Annotated in this window: 18 protein-coding genes; 9 read left to right on the top strand and 9 right to left on the bottom strand. The window is 63.3% G+C overall.

The window, feature by feature from the left end:
• Positions 1 to 91: 91 nt before the first annotated feature.
• From FJV80_RS14455 to dapD, 3 genes are all read right to left on the bottom strand, one after another.
• Entirely contained in the window at positions 92 to 469 is a 378-nt protein-coding gene (locus FJV80_RS14455) for a DUF805 domain-containing protein (RefSeq protein WP_179296442.1), read from the bottom strand.
• Positions 462 to 824, bottom strand: coding sequence for a DUF805 domain-containing protein (locus tag FJV80_RS14450; protein ID WP_095773254.1), 363 nt, complete (start codon positions 822 to 824; stop codon positions 462 to 464). The genes FJV80_RS14455 and FJV80_RS14450 overlap by 8 nt, the downstream gene beginning before the upstream one ends.
• Positions 825 to 896: 72 nt before the next feature.
• On the bottom strand, positions 897 to 1,751 hold the full coding sequence (dapD, locus tag FJV80_RS14445; protein WP_095788492.1) for a 2,3,4,5-tetrahydropyridine-2,6-dicarboxylate N-succinyltransferase: 855 nt from the start codon (positions 1,749 to 1,751) through the stop codon (positions 897 to 899).
• Positions 1,752 to 1,975: 224 nt separating this feature from the next.
• Here dapD and FJV80_RS14440 point away from each other — a divergent pair, with 224 nt between their 5' ends.
• The gene (locus FJV80_RS14440) at positions 1,976 to 2,821 is read left to right on the top strand and encodes an LOG family protein (RefSeq protein ID WP_142876732.1); all 846 of its coding nucleotides are present in this window, start codon (positions 1,976 to 1,978) and stop codon (positions 2,819 to 2,821) included.
• 152 nt (positions 2,822 to 2,973) lie between these two features.
• Here FJV80_RS14440 and FJV80_RS14435 read toward each other — a convergent pair whose 3' ends face one another.
• Complete coding sequence (locus tag FJV80_RS14435) at positions 2,974 to 3,678, bottom strand: pyrimidine 5'-nucleotidase (RefSeq protein WP_095773257.1); 705 nt, start codon at positions 3,676 to 3,678, stop codon at positions 2,974 to 2,976.
• Positions 3,679 to 3,840: 162 nt separating this feature from the next.
• Between FJV80_RS14435 and FJV80_RS14430 the strand changes: the two genes are divergently transcribed.
• The 3 genes from FJV80_RS14430 to FJV80_RS14420 all read left to right on the top strand — a co-directional run bounded on the left by FJV80_RS14430 (position 3,841) and on the right by FJV80_RS14420 (position 6,421).
• Complete coding sequence (locus FJV80_RS14430) at positions 3,841 to 4,602, top strand: GGDEF domain-containing protein (protein ID WP_095773258.1); 762 nt, start codon at positions 3,841 to 3,843, stop codon at positions 4,600 to 4,602.
• Between the two features lie 185 nt (positions 4,603 to 4,787).
• Positions 4,788 to 4,985 carry a hypothetical protein gene (locus FJV80_RS14425; RefSeq protein ID WP_095773259.1) on the top strand — a complete coding sequence of 66 codons (198 nt, stop codon included), beginning with the start codon at positions 4,788 to 4,790 and terminating at the stop codon, positions 4,983 to 4,985.
• Positions 4,982 to 6,421 carry a GMC family oxidoreductase gene (locus tag FJV80_RS14420; RefSeq protein ID WP_142876731.1) on the top strand — a complete coding sequence of 480 codons (1,440 nt, stop codon included), beginning with the start codon at positions 4,982 to 4,984 and terminating at the stop codon, positions 6,419 to 6,421. The genes FJV80_RS14425 and FJV80_RS14420 overlap by 4 nt, the downstream gene beginning before the upstream one ends.
• A 60-nt stretch (positions 6,422 to 6,481) precedes the next feature.
• Here the strand turns inward: FJV80_RS14420 and FJV80_RS34545 are convergent, their stop codons facing one another.
• Positions 6,482 to 6,649 carry a hypothetical protein gene (locus FJV80_RS34545; protein ID WP_179295942.1) on the bottom strand — a complete coding sequence of 56 codons (168 nt, stop codon included), beginning with the start codon at positions 6,647 to 6,649 and terminating at the stop codon, positions 6,482 to 6,484.
• Between the two features lie 94 nt (positions 6,650 to 6,743).
• Here FJV80_RS34545 and FJV80_RS14415 point away from each other — a divergent pair, with 94 nt between their 5' ends.
• The gene (locus FJV80_RS14415) at positions 6,744 to 7,238 is read left to right on the top strand and encodes a MarR family transcriptional regulator (RefSeq protein WP_142876730.1); all 495 of its coding nucleotides are present in this window, start codon (positions 6,744 to 6,746) and stop codon (positions 7,236 to 7,238) included.
• 51 nt (positions 7,239 to 7,289) lie between these two features.
• Here the strand turns inward: FJV80_RS14415 and FJV80_RS14410 are convergent, their stop codons facing one another.
• A complete protein-coding gene (locus FJV80_RS14410; protein WP_142876729.1) occupies positions 7,290 to 7,922 on the bottom strand; it encodes a TetR/AcrR family transcriptional regulator in 633 nt (210 codons plus the stop codon).
• 102 nt (positions 7,923 to 8,024) lie between these two features.
• Between FJV80_RS14410 and FJV80_RS14405 the strand changes: the two genes are divergently transcribed.
• Positions 8,025 to 8,429 carry a VOC family protein gene (locus FJV80_RS14405; protein WP_095773263.1) on the top strand — a complete coding sequence of 135 codons (405 nt, stop codon included), beginning with the start codon at positions 8,025 to 8,027 and terminating at the stop codon, positions 8,427 to 8,429.
• Positions 8,430 to 8,495: 66 nt separating this feature from the next.
• Here the strand turns inward: FJV80_RS14405 and phhA are convergent, their stop codons facing one another.
• On the bottom strand, positions 8,496 to 9,332 hold the full coding sequence (gene phhA / locus FJV80_RS14400; RefSeq protein WP_142876728.1) for a phenylalanine 4-monooxygenase: 837 nt from the start codon (positions 9,330 to 9,332) through the stop codon (positions 8,496 to 8,498).
• Positions 9,333 to 9,471: 139 nt separating this feature from the next.
• On the opposite strand from phhA, the gene FJV80_RS14395 reads away from it, so the two are divergent.
• The 3 genes from FJV80_RS14395 (at position 9,472) to FJV80_RS14385 (ending at position 12,169) form a co-directional block, all read left to right on the top strand.
• Entirely contained in the window at positions 9,472 to 9,948 is a 477-nt protein-coding gene (locus FJV80_RS14395; RefSeq protein WP_095788497.1) for an Lrp/AsnC family transcriptional regulator, read from the top strand.
• Between the two features lie 111 nt (positions 9,949 to 10,059).
• Positions 10,060 to 11,607 (top strand): magnesium-protoporphyrin IX monomethyl ester anaerobic oxidative cyclase, encoded by a 1,548-nt coding sequence (bchE, locus tag FJV80_RS14390; protein ID WP_142876727.1) that lies wholly within the window; start codon positions 10,060 to 10,062, stop codon positions 11,605 to 11,607.
• A gap of 163 nt (positions 11,608 to 11,770) precedes the next feature.
• On the top strand, positions 11,771 to 12,169 hold the full coding sequence (locus FJV80_RS14385) for a RidA family protein (RefSeq protein ID WP_010912737.1): 399 nt from the start codon (positions 11,771 to 11,773) through the stop codon (positions 12,167 to 12,169).
• A gap of 30 nt (positions 12,170 to 12,199) precedes the next feature.
• Here the strand turns inward: FJV80_RS14385 and argB are convergent, their stop codons facing one another.
• Together argB and FJV80_RS14375 are read right to left on the bottom strand one after the other, a co-directional pair.
• Complete coding sequence (gene argB / locus FJV80_RS14380) at positions 12,200 to 13,093, bottom strand: acetylglutamate kinase (protein ID WP_038651183.1); 894 nt, start codon at positions 13,091 to 13,093, stop codon at positions 12,200 to 12,202.
• A 162-nt stretch (positions 13,094 to 13,255) separates the two neighbouring features.
• A complete protein-coding gene (locus tag FJV80_RS14375) occupies positions 13,256 to 14,752 on the bottom strand; it encodes an amidase (protein WP_142876726.1) in 1,497 nt (498 codons plus the stop codon).
• Positions 14,753 to 14,821 lie beyond the last annotated feature (69 nt).

Here is a 14,821-nt window from a genome sequence, read left to right as displayed (position 1 = left end):
TGAAGCGGTCTTCGGACGACATCATGCTCTATCTCTTTGATTTAGAGACGGATTCAGATTTCAGGTCGATTCGACCTGAAATCATCCGGCTCTAGCGTTGCGCCGGCTCGTTGGTGCGCCGGCCATAGCGGTTGGGCCCAGGCTGCCCTGGAAACAGGCACAACACAAGAAAGGCGACGATCGAGACGACCGGTACGAACAGGATCAGCGCGGCAATACCCGGCTTGTCGAGGTCGTGCAGCCGCTTCACCGCCAGCGCGATGTTCGACCATAGCGAGGCAATGAAAGCGATGAAGAAGATGAACGACCACATATTGCCCTCGGCCGAACCTTCCGGCACCAGCGTGAAGCGGTAGAGCGGGAAGGCCTGGATAATGGCGACGAGCAGGCCACCAAGAAAATAGGCCGCGCGGCTGACGCGGCCCGATGTCTTGAAGAAAAGCCAGGTGAGATTTGGACTGTCAGGCAAGCGGGTCCGGTCCGTATTGATTGGCACCGCTGGTGCCTTGGAGGATGCCGAGTTCGACCAGCAGCCAGATGCCGCCGATGACAGGTACGAGGCCAATCAGCGTCCACCAGCCCGACTTGTCGCGGTCGTGCCAGCGTTTCGCGTAGAGGGCAATAGCGAAATAGATCGATGCCAGCGCGAAGAGGATGCCGATGATGCCGACCTGAGCGCCGCTGCTGGTGGTGAAACGCGTGCCAAGGATCGAGTCGAGAATGAAGGCGACGATGCCGATAACGATGAACACGCCGATGCCGGCCCAGAACTTGGCGCGATTGATGCGGCCGTCGAAACTTGTCAGCAGATATTTCCAGTCCATGTCACCCCTCCATGTTGAACCAGCGCGACGGATTGTCGCGCCGGCGGAAGGTGCGCCCGCTTTGCGGAAAGATCAATCGCGCAGCAATTCGTTGATCGAGGTCTTGGACCGGGTCTTGGCGTCGACGCGCTTGACGATGACGGCGCAGTAGAGGCTAGGCCCCGGCTCGTTGTTCGGCAAAGGCTTGCCCGGCAGCGAGCCGGCGACGACCACCGAATTGGGCGGCACTTCGCCGTAGAAGATCTCACCGGTGGCGCGGTCGACGATCTTGGTCGACTGGCCGATGAACACGCCCATGCCGAGCACCGAGCCTTCGCGCACGATGCAGCCCTCGACGACTTCCGAACGCGCGCCGATGAAGCAATTGTCCTCGATGATGGTGGGGCCGGCCTGCATCGGCTCGAGCACGCCGCCAATGCCGACGCCACCCGACAGATGCACGTTCTTGCCGATCTGGGCGCAGGAGCCGACCGAGGCCCAGGTATCGACCATGGTCCCCGTATCGACATAGGCGCCGACATTGACAAAGGATGGCATCAGCACGGCGCCCGGCGCGACATAGGCGGAACGGCGCACGATCGACGACGGCACGGCGCGGAAGCCTGCCTTCTCGAAATCGACCGCACTCCAGCCATCGAACTTGGACGGCACCTTGTCCCACCAGACGGCCTGGCCCGGGCCACCCTTGATGATCTCCATCGGGTTGAGCCGGAAGGAGAGCAGAACGGCCTTCTTCAGCCACTGGTTGACCTGCCACTTGCCGTCGGCCTGGCGCTCGGCGACGCGCGCCGTGCCGCGGTCGAGCAGGTCGAGCGCGGCCTGGATGGCGTCGCGCGTCTCGCCGCGGGTCGCGGTCGAAATCGTATCGCGTTCGTCGAAGGCCTTCTCGATGGTCTTTTCGAGGCTCGCCAGATCGGGCTTCGACATGAATTCGCTCCATTACCAAGCTGTTAAGGGGCCGCGCCTTAACCTGTTTTGAAGTCGCGTGGACCCTGGGCGTGCTTCGCCTGCCTGGGTCTTTGCATAAGCAGGTTCTTGTCGCAAAACCGCCGGACACGTTTGCGGAACCTGCTTATGTTAAGGCTCAGTGAGGGTCAATCGCACCTGCGTCATGGGACGGCGCAGTCAAGGAAATTTGGACGGGTAATTTGATGACACCTATGGAAAAGGCGGGGTGGACGCCGCTGCCGCATTCGGACGAGGATCTGGAGCGGTCGAAAAGCGTGCCGGACACGCCGCAGACGCGGGCCGAGACCTACCGGCTTGCCTGGAACGATCCCGACTTCATGACGCGGCGCGAATTGCGCGCGGTGCGGCTGCAGCTCGAACTCTTGAAGCCGGAAATGATCCTGGCCGAGCGCGGCATCCGTTCGACGATGATCCTGTTCGGCGGCGCGCGCCTGCCGGAACCCGGCGGCGTGGCCTGGGCGGCCAAGAACGAGACGCAGAAGAAGAACCTCGAGGAAAACAGCAAATATTACGAGGAGGCGCGCAAATTCGCCCGCCTGTGCTCGCGGCAATCGGCCGCCTCATACTACCGCGAATATGTCGTGGTGACCGGCGGCGGCCCCGGCGTGATGGAAGCGGGAAATCGCGGCGCCGACGATGTCGGCGCGCCGTCGATCGGACTCAACATCGTGCTGCCGCATGAGCAGGCGCCGAACGTCTATGTGACGCCGGAGCTGTGTTTCAACTTCCACTATTTCGCCATCCGCAAGATGCATTTCGTCATGCGCGCCAAGGCGGTGGCGGTGTTTCCCGGCGGTTTCGGCACGATGGACGAGTTCTTCGAGACGCTGACGCTGATCCAGACCGGACGCATGGAGCGCGTGCCGGTGATCCTGTTCGGCAAATCGTTCTGGAAACGCGCGATCAACCTCGACTTCCTCGCCGAGCAAGGCACGATCAGCCCCGGCGACCAGGACATCATCGATTTCGTCGACACCGCCGACGAGGCCTGGGGGATTGTCAGCCGGTTCTACAAGTTGGGGGAGTGAGGGAGGAGTTGGGGAACTGGAGAATTGAGGAATTGAGGAATTGAGGAATTGAGGAATTGAGGAATTGAGGAATTGAGGAATTGAGGAGGATCGTGGCCCCCGCATTCCCGATCAAATCCCCAATTCTTCAGTTCTTCAGTTCTTCAATTCCCCTACTCCCTCTCCACAATCGCGGTCAAAAACCCCGCCAGATCGTCAGTGACGAAATCGACGTCGTCTTCCTGCGTAGGGTCGCGTTCCCAGATCTCGGCGAAGGTCGGCTCGAAATTGCGCGGCACGACGAGCACGGTGGTCATGCCCAGCGCCTTGGGCACCTCCAGGTTGCGGGCGAGGTCCTCGAACATCACCGCATTGTGGCCGGTAACGGCATGCAGCTCGGCGAACTTCTCGTAGGTCTGGCGCGCGGGCTTGGGATTGAGGCCGGCGGCGACGATATCGAAGATGTCGTCGAAATGGTCGAGGATGCCGAGCTGGCGCGCGGTGCGCTCGGCATGCCGGCGGTCGCCATTGGTGAAGATGAACTTGCGGCCGGGAAGCTGGCGGATGGCGGTGCCCAGGACAGGGTCGGGCACCAGCCATGAATAGTCGATGTCATGCACCTTCTCGAGGAAATCGTCGGGATCGATGCCGTGGCGCGCCATCAACCCGTTCAGCGTCGTGCCATATTCGCGATAAAGCTCCTTCTGCAGCTTGCGCGCCTCCTCGCGCGGCAGCGACAGCAGCTCCCCGACATAGGCGGTCATCTTGACGTCGATCTGCGAGAACAGATTCGAATGATGCGGATAGAGCGTGTTGTCGAGGTCGAACACCCAGTCGGTGACATGGGCGAAGCGGGCGGGGTCAGGCTGCGTGGTCATGCGCTCCTTATGGCATGAAACGCGGATTCTGAAATGGACTTTATCCACAACTTCCACGCGCTTTTGGTGGCAGAAATGGCCGCAAGATTCAAATTTTATGCAACCGGGAAAGGTGGCCTTCAGGGCTTGCTGGCACAGAGAAAGTCCTGTGGGGAGCCCGCGATGAACAGCATCATTCTGAAATCCGCCGCTATCGCTTTCGCCTCCGTCGCCGCCTCGCTTGTTCTGACGCTGATCATCGTTCCGGCCTTGGGATTCCCGATCAGCCGAACGATCTGGCTGAGTTCGACGCTCTGTCCGCTGGTGCTTGCATGGGTGGCCTGCGCCAGCACCTTCTGGCAGAGCGACAGGCTGAAGAACGCGCACCGCGAACTGGCCCGGGCACACGCCCAGCTTGCAGCCGCGCACCGCCGCCTGTCGGAGAAGGCCAGCCGCGACGACATGACCGGCATGCTCAACCGGGAAAGCTTCTTTGCCGCGTTGGACGGTTCGCGGCGCAAGTCCGACCGCGGCGCGCTGCTGATCATCGACGCCGACCATTTCAAGAAGATCAATGACAGTTTCGGCCACCTGACCGGTGACGACGCGCTGCTGCTGATCGCCAGCGCCATCGAGCGCGGCGTGCGCAGCGGCGACGTGCTTGGCCGCATCGGCGGCGAGGAGTTCGGCGCCTTTCTGGTCGGCGCCACCGAGCAGGAAGCCAAGCGTGTCGCCGAGCGCATTCGCCGAGAGGTCGAGCTGATCCGCTTCCGGCCGGTGGACGAACGGACCATTCCGCTGACCGTCAGCATCGGCGGCACCGTGTGCGGCGAGGACGTCAACGTATCGGATTTGATGCGCGCCGCGGACCGGCGCCTCTACCAGGCCAAGCATGGCGGCCGCAACCTGACGATCCTCGATACGGACATTTCCGCGGCCGCGTGAGCCGGCCGGTCGGGCACACCTCGCCCGTTAAGGAATTTCTAACCCTGTTTGCATTCGGTTGTAGCACTTGCCCGCCTTTTCACGCCTTGGGGCCGGGCTTGGCACGATACTGGCGTCTGTGACGATGCGTGTGCCGTTTGGGGAATGTCATGCGCGCATCGAGGCCCTTATCCGAGAGACCCGGCATGAGCTTCTTCAAGAAAATGTCGCGCCGCACGCTCGTGCAGGCGCTGATCGCCCTGCCTGCCTTGTCCTTGTTCCGCAAGCTGCCTGAAGCCGACGCGGCCCGTGCCGGTCCTTCAAGGGCCGATCCGTCACCGGCCGACCCGAATGAGATCGTCGAGGTCAATGGCTGGATCCTGAAGCGGAGCGACCTGGCATGATCTTCGACAGTCATGAGGCGTATCGCGCCGCCAACTTCAAACCCAAGGTCTGCATCCTCGGTTCGGGTCCGGCCGGCACCACCATTGCCCGCAAGCTGGGCGCCGCCGGCATCCCCGTCGTGGTGCTGGAGGCCGGCTCGCGCGAGTTCAGCGACGAGTCGCAGGATTTCTACCGCGGCACCACGGTCGGCGATTTCTATTTCGACCTCGACATCACCCGGCTGCGGTATATGGGCGGCAGCTCCAACCATTGGGCCGGCTGGTGCCGCGTGCTCGACAAGCAGGATTTCGAGCCGAAGGCCTGGGCACCCGACACAGGCTGGCCGATCCGCCGCACCGACATCGAGCCCTATCTGCCGGAGGTGCACGATATCCTCGAACTTCCCGATTTCCGGCCTGATGTGCCGATCTCGGACGACATTCGCTGGGTGCAGCTGATCAAGAGCCCGGCGGTGCGCTTCGGCGAGAAATTCGCCGACGAGCTCGACAAGAGCCGCAACATCGCCGTCGTGCTCAACACCTATGCCACCGAGCTTGCCGGCGACGGCAAACGGGTGACCGGCGCCAAACTATGGTCCAACGGCCAGGACGCGGGCGCCTTCAGCGCCGACTATTTCATCGTCTGCACCGGCGGGCTGGAGAATTCGCGGCTGCTTCTGTGGTCGAACCAGCGTTCCAATGGCGGCGTCGTCCCGAACGCCACGGCACTTGGCCGCTACTGGATGGAACACCCGACCTTCGAGGGCGGCAATGCCATTCTTGCCGACTATGGCGAGTTCGAAGTGGATGCCGTCAACGAGGCCTTCTTCTCGCCGACGCTTGCCGCGATGGAGCGCCTGCGGATCATGAATTTCGGCATCAGGCTGATCGAGACGCCCTATGCCGGCGTCAAACATGTGATTGCCGACCTCGCCTGCACGGCGCCCGACATGGCCGAATGGGTCGCCTATCGGCTCAGCCAGAACCTGCGCTGCGCGGCGCAGCTCTACGTCGCCTGGGAACAGGCGCCGCTGGCCTCCAACCGGATCGAGCTGTCCAAGACCGATGTCGACCATGCCGGCGTGCCGCGCATCGAGCTGCACTGGAAGAAATCGGAGCTCGAGCGCCGCACGCTTGTCGAAGGCCTGAAGCTGTTCGGCACGACGCTCATCGAGAAGAATCTCGGCCGTGTCCGTCTCATGGACTGGATTGCCAATAGCGAGGATTATCCGACCGACGAGGAGACCGCCGGCCACCATCACATGGGCGGCACGCGGATGGGCATCGACATCAGCAGAAGCGTGGTGGACGCCAACGGCAAGGTGCACGGCATGGACAATCTCTATGTCGGCGGTTCCTCGGTGTTCTGCACATCCGGCCAAGCCAACCCGACGACGACGATCACCGCGCTGGCCTGCCGGCTGGGAGATCACCTGAGCAAGGTGGTCGCTGTCTGACATTCCACGGTAGCCGGCGCCAGTGATGGCGCCGGCAGGTGTGCGGCATCATGCTCCAGTTCAGAAGCCGTAGACGGCGATGCGCACCAGCACCGCCGCGGCGGCCAGCGCCACGAGCAGGATGCCGAGGCCGATGGGGGAACCCCAGCCGTACCATTCCATCGCCAGCTTGGCGTATTTGAATTCGTCTTCGTGCGAGAGAGGGGTACGTTGTTCGATCGAGCTCATTTTTCACTCCGTGTCGGCGGCCGGCCCTTGCCTTGTCGGCACTGCCGCCGCATATTGCTGCGATAGTCTAAATGTTAGACGGATTGATAGTTAGATGATCGAAACAAATTCGTCAAGCGAGTATCGCGACGAAATGGCGGCCGCGATCGGCGTTGCCGTGATGCAATGGCAGGACGCCACCCAGGCCTATGACGAGGCGGTGGGGATGAGGCTCGGGCTGAATATGGCCGAGCGCCATTGCATCGGGCTGCTCCATGGCGGCCCGCAATCGGCTGGCGCGATCGCGACCGCGACCGGCCTGACGCCGGCCGCCGTGACGGCGCTGATCGACCGGCTGGAGGCGCGCGGGCTGCTGACGCGCACGCGCAGTCTCGAGGACAGGCGCAAGGTGGTGATTGAAGCGACCGAGGCGACGCGGGAGCTGTCGGCGCGCTATTACGGCGCCATCGCCAAGGAGGGCGAAAAGGTGATCGCCACCTTCAGCGACGCCGAGCTCGCGACCATATCACGCTTCGTCAACGCCGCGCTCGACCTGCAGCGTGCCCAGCTTGCACGGCTGAAGGCCGAGGGGCCGGACATCCCTGGATGATAGGGTGCGGTATGTCGGCGGCGTTGTCGCAAACGTCGGCGGGGAACGGCACTATTTCGGCTGGGCCCCGTAGACGGCCAGAAATGCCTCCACTGAGGCATCCGCGTGCCGTTCCAGTTCGGCCTTGGAGCGCCGGTTGCTGCCCGTGAACATGGCTTCATTCATGGGGATCCAAAGAAGCATCCCAAAAAGATGGCTGGCTGCCAGATAGGGATCGCTGGTTTGTAACAATCCTCGACTGGTGAGCTTTTGAAAGCAGGACGCCGTCGAGGCAAGCATGCGCTCAAAACCTTTTTCGTACCAAGCGCGGCCAAGCTGCGGCATTCGATCCGCGTTGGCAATGATCAAGCGCCGCAGCTTCAACAACTCTTCATCCATGAGAACCGCTATCAGGCGTCGGGCAAGCTGCTGCAGGCCGCCTTCCATGAATTTCGCCTCGGAAAGCAGCGTCGTCACGGCCTCGATGATGTCATTGACCTGGGTAGCGGTTGACAGAACGACTTCGCCGAACAGCGTCTCCTTGTCGGTGAAATGCTTGTAGACGGTCTGCTTGGAAGCCCCCGCCTTGGTGGCGATTTCCTCCATGCTGGTCCCGTCATAACCCTTGCTGATGAACGCCGCCGTGGCCGCCTGGATGATCTCACGATCCTTGCGAGCCGATCTGGTCTCACCGTCGGTTTTCATTGCGCCCTTCCAACCAGTACTAGACGGTACCGTTCTCTCATGGTAGCCATGAAACGGTACTGGACTGACTAGTACCTGTCAACGAAGGCAAGGCTTAGACCGATGACCAAGATGATCTTCATAAATCTGCCGGTGCGCGATCTGCAGGCAGCGACCAACTTCTATCTCGCGATCGGCGGCACGCTCAATCCGCAGTTCTCGAACGACCAGGCGAGCTCGATCATGTTCTCCGACGCGATCGGCGTGATGTTGCTGACGCACCAGCATTACGGCCAGTTCACAACCCGCCAGATCGGCGACGCCAGGCGTGACAGCCAGATGCTGATCGCGCTCACCGCCGGCAGCAAGGACGAGGTCAATGCCACGATCGAGAAGGGCGTCGCGGCCGGCGGCCGCGCCGATCCCAACCCCGCGCAGGACCTCGGCTTCATGTTCAACCGCCACATCGAAGACCCCGACGGCAACGTCTGGGAGCTCCTGTGGATGAACCCCGCCGCCATGCAATAGCCCAGCGGGATCAAAGCGTCCAAAGCGCGTCGCGTTGAAACGGATTCATGCGACGCGCTTTGTGTTTTAGACCGTCGCCGGGTCGAGTGCCGGCTGGTCCTTGCGGCGCGCGACGATCGCCTCGAAATCGGCCGTCTGGAAAGCATCGCGCAAGGCGTCGAAGGATGGCAGCACGAAATAGGCGCGCTGGAACTTGTCGATCTCGTAGCCGGTGCGCATCACCGTTTCGAGATCGAAAGGCACATGGTGGGCGTCCTTGCCCTCGACGGCGAACTGCAATTCGGTGAAGGACGACATCAGGCCGGCGCCAAAGGCCTTCAACGGCTGGCCGGCATCCTGCATCAAGCCGTATTCGGCCGTGTACCAGTAGAGCCGGGTGATCATCTCGTTACCGCCGAGCGCGATGATGTCGCCGGCCTTCTTGCCATACATCTGCATGAAGTCGGCGAAGACCGGCTGCGATAGCACCGGCACGTGGCCGAAGAAATCATGGAACATGTCCGGCTCGACGATGTAGTCGAGCTCCTGCCTGGTGCGCAGCCAGTTGGTGACCGGGAAGCGGCGGTTGGCGAGATGATCGAAGAAGGGGGCGGCGGGAATGAGGCCCGGCACCGCAACGATCTCCCAGCCGGTCAGCTTGCGCAGCTTGGTGCTGACGTCCTCGAAGTCGGGAATGCGGTCGAGCAGGCCGAGTTTGTCGACACCGTCGAGATAGGAATGGTGGGCGAGCTTGCGCGTCAGCTTGGTCTGGCGGTCGCACAATGTGCGCCACACCGCCTGTTCCTCGCCGCTGTAGTCATAGCCCTGGGCCACGGTGAAATCGGCACGGCATACCGAATAGTCGCCGCGCAACCCCTGCGCCGCGCAATCGCGGGCATATTCGGCAACACTCATCGTCGTCATGGTTTTTCTCCTCGCAAATCTGCAATGGCAGACGTGTCCGAAGGGTAACCGGATTTGCCGAGGCAATTTGGTTCTGATGGTGGCTCATCAGCGATATTCGGGATAACATTCACTCACAATCCGGATCGGAGGAGTGAAAATGCCTCAATTTGACGACTTCGAGATCAAGATGCTCGATGTGCTGCAACGCGACGGGCGCAAGCCCGTCTCCGAACTGGCGCAAGAGATCGGCCTGTCGACGACGCCATGCGCGCGGCGCTTCGAGGCGCTGCAGGATGCCGGCATCATCAAGGGCTTTGCCGCGGTGATCAGCCGCCGCGCGGTCGGCCTGATGGTCGAGGTGTTCATCCAGGTGCGCCTGGTCAGCCACAGCGACGGCTCGCCGGAAAAATTCATTGCTGCGGTGCAGCGCATGGACGAGGTGTCCTCGTGCTGGACGATGACCGGCGACCACGACTTCCTGCTGCATGTGATGGTGCCTTCGGTCGACGAGCTCAACGCCTTCGTCATGCATCGGCTGATGCGGCTCGACGGCGTGCGCGACGTCCACACGCAGCTCGTGCTGCAGAACATCAAGGGCCCCGGCCACGTGCCGCTCGCGCATCTCAGGAAGTAGCGCCATCTCCAGCGCTCCTGCGGAAAAGCTGCACGCAAACTGCTGAAACGGGCCAATCGGGCGGCTAGATCGCCGGCCAGCATGCGCGGACCAATCTCTCGGAGGTCCGCCATGAAAATCGTCCTGATCAATCCGCCGCACACCGCCATCGGCAGCCGGGTGCCGGATGATCATCTGCCGCCGCTTGGACTGCTGGCGATCGGCGGCCCGCTCATCGATGCCGGCCACGACGTACGCCTCGTCGATGCCGAGTTCGGACCGATGCCGCTCGACAAGGTGATGGACGACGCCTTGGATGACATCCCGGACTTCGTCCTGATCGGCCATTCCGGCTCGACCTCGGCACACCCGACCGCCTTGCTGATCGCCAAAATGATCAAGGAGCACGAGCCGGTGACCATCATCATCTATGGCGGCGTCTTCCCGACCTACCACTGGCGCGACATACTGGCGGCGACCGACGTCTTCGACTTCATCGTGCGCGGCGAGGGCGAAGCGACCGTGGTGGCGCTGGTCGAGGCGCTGGAAATGCACCAGCCGCCGGCGAGCGTCGCCGGCATCGCCTTTCGCGACGATCTGCGCCGGCCCTTCGCCACGCAGGCGGCCATGACCATTGCCGAACTCGACGCCTACCGCGTCGGCTGGGAGCTGATCGACCACCGCCGCTACAGTTACTGGGGCGGCAAGCGCGCCGTGGTGATGCAGTTTTCGCGCGGCTGTCCGCATCTGTGCAACTATTGCGGCCAGCGCGGCTTCTGGACCCGCTGGCGGCATCGCGATCCAAAAAGGTTCGCGCAAGAGATCGCCTGGCTGCACCGCGAACATGGCGTCGAGCTGGTCAATCTCGCCGACGAAAACCCGACGGTTTCGAAGAAGGCGTGGCGGGCCTTTCTCGACGCCCTGATCGCCGAGAACGTGCCGGTGCTGATCGTCGGCTCGACGCGTGCCGACGACATCGTGCGCGACGCCGACATCCTGCATCTCTACCGCAGGGCCGGTGTCATCCGCTGGCTGCTCGGCATGGAAAACACCGACGAGCAGACGCTGCAATTGATCCGCAAGGGCGGCAGCACCTCGTCCGACCGCGAGGCGATAAGGCTGCTGCGAAAGCATGGCATATTGTCGATGGCGACGTGGGTGGCCGGCTTCGAGGATGAGGGGTTTCGCGACCTGTGGCGCGGTTTTCGCCAGCTCATCGCCTATGACCCCGACCAGATCCAGGCGCTCTATGTGACGCCGCATCGCTGGACGCCGTTCTTCCGCATCGCGCGCGACCGCAAGGTCATCCAGAAGGATGCCCGGCTGTGGGACTACAAGCACCAGGTGCTGGAGATGACACGGCTGAAGCCGTGGATGCTGTTCTTCAGCGTCAAGCTGATCGAGCTTGCCGTGCAATCGCGGCCGAAGGCGCTGGCGCGCATCCTGTTCCACCCCGACCCCGAGCAGCGGCATTCGATGCGCTGGTACACCAGGATGGGCCGCCGGGTCTGGTTTCGCGAGGTCTGGGGTTTCCTGGTCCGAGACATCAGGGTGAAGGACGGCCCGACGCTTGCCGAATTCTGGGGCGCGCCGCAGGACGCCGAGGAGGAATCGATGATCGTCGCACGTCCACCGCGCAAGCCGGCCGAAGCTGCCGCCGCGATTTCGCCGGGCGCCTGACCGGCTTGCCACTCTCACAAAAATACGCAGCGTATCAATATTGACATACGCCGCGTATGCACCCACATTCGGCATACGGGGCGTATGTAAATTGCCCCGGACAGTGGAGCGCAGGTCGCGATCGTCGGGAGATCGGGCCTGCCTTTGTTTGAACGGAGTGAAAATGACCAAACGTGACGCGATCTTCCCTGCCGGTCGGCAGGCTCTCTATGACATCAACCGCTATTCGGCGGCGATCCGCTCGGGAGACCTTCTGTTCGTCTCAGGGCAAGTGGGCAGCCGCGAGGACGGGTCACCCGAGCCTGTCTTCGAAAAGCAGGTCCAGCTTGCCTTCGACAACCTCGCGGCCGTACTGAAGGCCGCAGGCTGCACGTTCGACGACATTGTCGACGTCACCACATTCCACACCGATCCCGCCGCGCAGTGGCAGGCGATCGACGCCGTCCGACTGAAGGTGTTCGGCGAACCGCCCTACACGAACTGGACCGCGGTGGGCGTGAACTGGCTGGCGGGCTTCGACTTCGAGATAAAGGTCATCGCGCGCCTTCCGCAACCCGCCTGATCGGCTGAGCGGGAGCGACGAGCGTGCTGCTCAAGGCACGATCAGCGTGCCGGCGCCGTGTTCGGTGAAGAGTTCGAGCAGCACCGCATGCGGCGTCTTGCCGTTGAGGATGACGACGCCTTCGACGCCGCGCTCGATCGCCTCGATGCAGGTCTCGACCTTGGGGATCATGCCGCCGGAGACCGTGCCGTCCTTGATCAGCGCCCTGGCCTCGGCGACGGTCAATTCGTCGATCAGCTTCTTGTTCTTGTCGAGCACGCCGGGCACGTCGGTGAGGAACAAAAGGCGCGAGGCCTTGCAGGCGCCGGCGATGGCGCCAGCGAAAGTGTCGGCATTGATGTTATAGGTATGGCCGTCGCGCCCGGGCGCCACCGGCGCCAGCACCGGGATCATTTCGGAGCGGGCCAGGAGGTCGAGCAGCGTGCGGTCGACCTCGACCGGCTCGCCGACGAAGCCGAGATCGAGCACGCGCTCGATGTTGGAATCGGGATCGATCATGGTCTTGCGCGCCTTTTCGGCGAACACCATGTTGCCGTCCTTGCCGCAGAGGCCGATCGCCCATTCGCCCTCGGCGTTGATCAGCGCGACGATCTCTTTGTTGATCGAGCCGGCCAGCACCATCTCGACGATCTCGACCGTCTTCTGGTCGGTGACGCGCAAGCCGCCCTCGAATTTGGATTCGATGCCCATCTTGGTCAGCATGGCGCCGATCTGCGGCCCGCCGCCATGAACGACGATCGGGTTGACGCCCGATTGCTTCAGCAGCGCGATGTCGCGGGCGAAGGCCTTGCCGAGCTCGATGTCGCCCATGGCGTGGCCGCCATATTTCACCACGACGGTCTTGTGTTCGTAGCGCTGCATGTAGGGCAAAGCGCGAGACAGCAGGGCGGCCTGCATTTCGGCGGTGGCGGCGATGTCCGTCATCGGGCGGTTCCCTGGCTTTTTGGTTTGTGCATGTCGTTGCCCCAAAACCGCCGGGCACTTTTGGGAGACATGCATCAGGTAAAGACGGCGGCGTCTTAGCGGGAATTGGCGCGGGGGGCAAATGGCATTGCTGTCATATTCGCCGCGTTCACGGCCTCGTCATCATGACGGCACCATCAGCGGCGCCCGCCGTTTCAGCCAACCCGAAAGCTTTTCCATCTGCGCGGCGAAGGACAAAAGCGTCTCCTCGTCGCCCGGGCGCCCGGCGGCCTGGATGCCAAGCGGCAGGCCGGCCTCGGTGACATGGACGGGCAGCGCGATCGACGGCTGGCCGCTGACATTGTGGATCGCCGGCCAGTGCGTGAACAGAAGGCTCTTGTCCATCAGCTGGCCGAACAGTGGCTTGAGCTTCAGCAAAGGCGTCAGATGAAGCTTGTCGAGCAGGTTTTCGATCAGCTCGTCGGCGCCTTTCGGGTCCATGGCGCCGCAGGCGAGCGGCGGGTGCGCGATAACAGGCATCAGCACCGCATCATAGTGCGCGGTTTCCTCGATCATCCGGCGCGAGGCGGCGTGTAGCCGCTGCAGGCCGGCATAGATCTCGCCGGCAGAGACCATTTCGCCCAACCGGCCGAGCACCCGGGTGGCGCGCTCGACGTCGCCGGTAACGGAACGGCCGACGCGCAGCGCTTCGGCCCGCAGCATGCCGGCGACGGCGGAAGCAACCGTACTGCAGAAATCGGCCATGAAATCGCGGCCGATGAACGGCAGGTCGATCTCCACGACGGTGTGGCCGCCCTCGCGCGCAAGCGCCACGGCGGTGTCGAGCGCTTTCATCGTTTCGGCCGAGATCGGCAGGCCAAGCGGCGACTTGCGGTAGACGGCCAGGCTGAGCTTGCCCGGATCACGCGCGGCAGCGGCGGCGAATGTGCCCTTCGGCGGCAGTGCCGCATAGGGCGACAGGGAGTCGGGACCGTGGGTGAGGTCGAGCAGCAGCGCGCAATCGCGCACCGAGCGGGTGACGGCATGATCGACCACCATGCCGTACCAGCTTTCGCTGACCAGCGGCGTCAGCGGGATGCGTCCGCGCGAGGTCTTGAGGCCGACCAGGCCCGTGCAGGCGGAAGGCACACGGATCGAGCCCCCGCCATCGGAGGCATGCGCCACCGGCACCACGCCGGCAGCGACCAGGGCCGCCGCGCCGCCCGACGAGCCGCCACTGGTGTGGCCGGTGTTCCAGGGATTGCGGGTGATGCCGAAGGCCTTGGATTCAGTCATCAGCCGCAGCCCGTGCTCCGGCGATGTCGAAGTGACGATCGGGATCAGCCCGGCGGCGAGGTAGCGGTCGGTCATAACCGAATTGACGTCGGGCACCGAGGCCGGAATGCGGCTGCCGCCATGCGAGGGCACACCCTTGACGGCGATGCCGAGGTCCTTGATGGCAAAGGGCACTCCGGCCAGTGGCAGCGAGCGGTCCATGGTTTTCGCCCGCGCCCGCGCGGCCTCGTAGAGCGGCTCGGCCGTGGCATTGATGTCAGGCCTTGTGGCCTCGGCGCGCGCGATCGCCGCGTCGGTCAGCTCGATCGCCGACAGCTCGCCCTTGCGCACCAGACCGGCGAGGCCGGTCGCGTCTTCTCGCCACAGGATCCGTTCGACCGACATCGGCGCTTCCCCGTTCCCCGCCAAGCTAGCCAGCGGCTCATCCCTTGGCAATCGAAGCCTGCGCCAGGA

The organism is Mesorhizobium sp. WSM4310, assembly GCF_007003935.1.
Classification (GTDB): Bacteria; Pseudomonadota; Alphaproteobacteria; order Rhizobiales; family Rhizobiaceae; genus Mesorhizobium.
The sequence above is the reverse complement of the archived record's forward strand: the minus strand, read 5'-3'. Positions and strand labels throughout refer to the sequence as shown.

Coding starts and splice junctions, on each gene's coding strand:
- FJV80_RS14450 (WP_095773254.1), bottom strand. CDS start 824: ATGGACTGGAAATATCTGCTGACAAGTTTCGACGGCCGCATCAATCGC.
- dapD (WP_095788492.1), bottom strand. CDS start 1,751: ATGTCGAAGCCCGATCTGGCGAGCCTCGAAAAGACCATCGAGAAGGCC.
- FJV80_RS14440 (WP_142876732.1), top strand. CDS start 1,976: ATGACACCTATGGAAAAGGCGGGGTGGACGCCGCTGCCGCATTCGGAC.
- FJV80_RS14435 (WP_095773257.1), bottom strand. CDS start 3,678: ATGACCACGCAGCCTGACCCCGCCCGCTTCGCCCATGTCACCGACTGG.
- FJV80_RS14430 (WP_095773258.1), top strand. CDS start 3,841: ATGAACAGCATCATTCTGAAATCCGCCGCTATCGCTTTCGCCTCCGTC.
- FJV80_RS14425 (WP_095773259.1), top strand. CDS start 4,788: ATGAGCTTCTTCAAGAAAATGTCGCGCCGCACGCTCGTGCAGGCGCTG.
- FJV80_RS14420 (WP_142876731.1), top strand. CDS start 4,982: ATGATCTTCGACAGTCATGAGGCGTATCGCGCCGCCAACTTCAAACCC.
- FJV80_RS34545 (WP_179295942.1), bottom strand. CDS start 6,649: ATGAGCTCGATCGAACAACGTACCCCTCTCTCGCACGAAGACGAATTC.
- FJV80_RS14415 (WP_142876730.1), top strand. CDS start 6,744: ATGATCGAAACAAATTCGTCAAGCGAGTATCGCGACGAAATGGCGGCC.
- FJV80_RS14410 (WP_142876729.1), bottom strand. CDS start 7,922: ATGAAAACCGACGGTGAGACCAGATCGGCTCGCAAGGATCGTGAGATC.
- FJV80_RS14405 (WP_095773263.1), top strand. CDS start 8,025: ATGACCAAGATGATCTTCATAAATCTGCCGGTGCGCGATCTGCAGGCA.
- phhA (WP_142876728.1), bottom strand. CDS start 9,332: ATGACGACGATGAGTGTTGCCGAATATGCCCGCGATTGCGCGGCGCAG.
- FJV80_RS14395 (WP_095788497.1), top strand. CDS start 9,472: ATGCCTCAATTTGACGACTTCGAGATCAAGATGCTCGATGTGCTGCAA.
- bchE (WP_142876727.1), top strand. CDS start 10,060: ATGAAAATCGTCCTGATCAATCCGCCGCACACCGCCATCGGCAGCCGG.
- FJV80_RS14385 (WP_010912737.1), top strand. CDS start 11,771: ATGACCAAACGTGACGCGATCTTCCCTGCCGGTCGGCAGGCTCTCTAT.
- argB (WP_038651183.1), bottom strand. CDS start 13,093: ATGACGGACATCGCCGCCACCGCCGAAATGCAGGCCGCCCTGCTGTCT.
- FJV80_RS14375 (WP_142876726.1), bottom strand. CDS start 14,752: ATGTCGGTCGAACGGATCCTGTGGCGAGAAGACGCGACCGGCCTCGCC.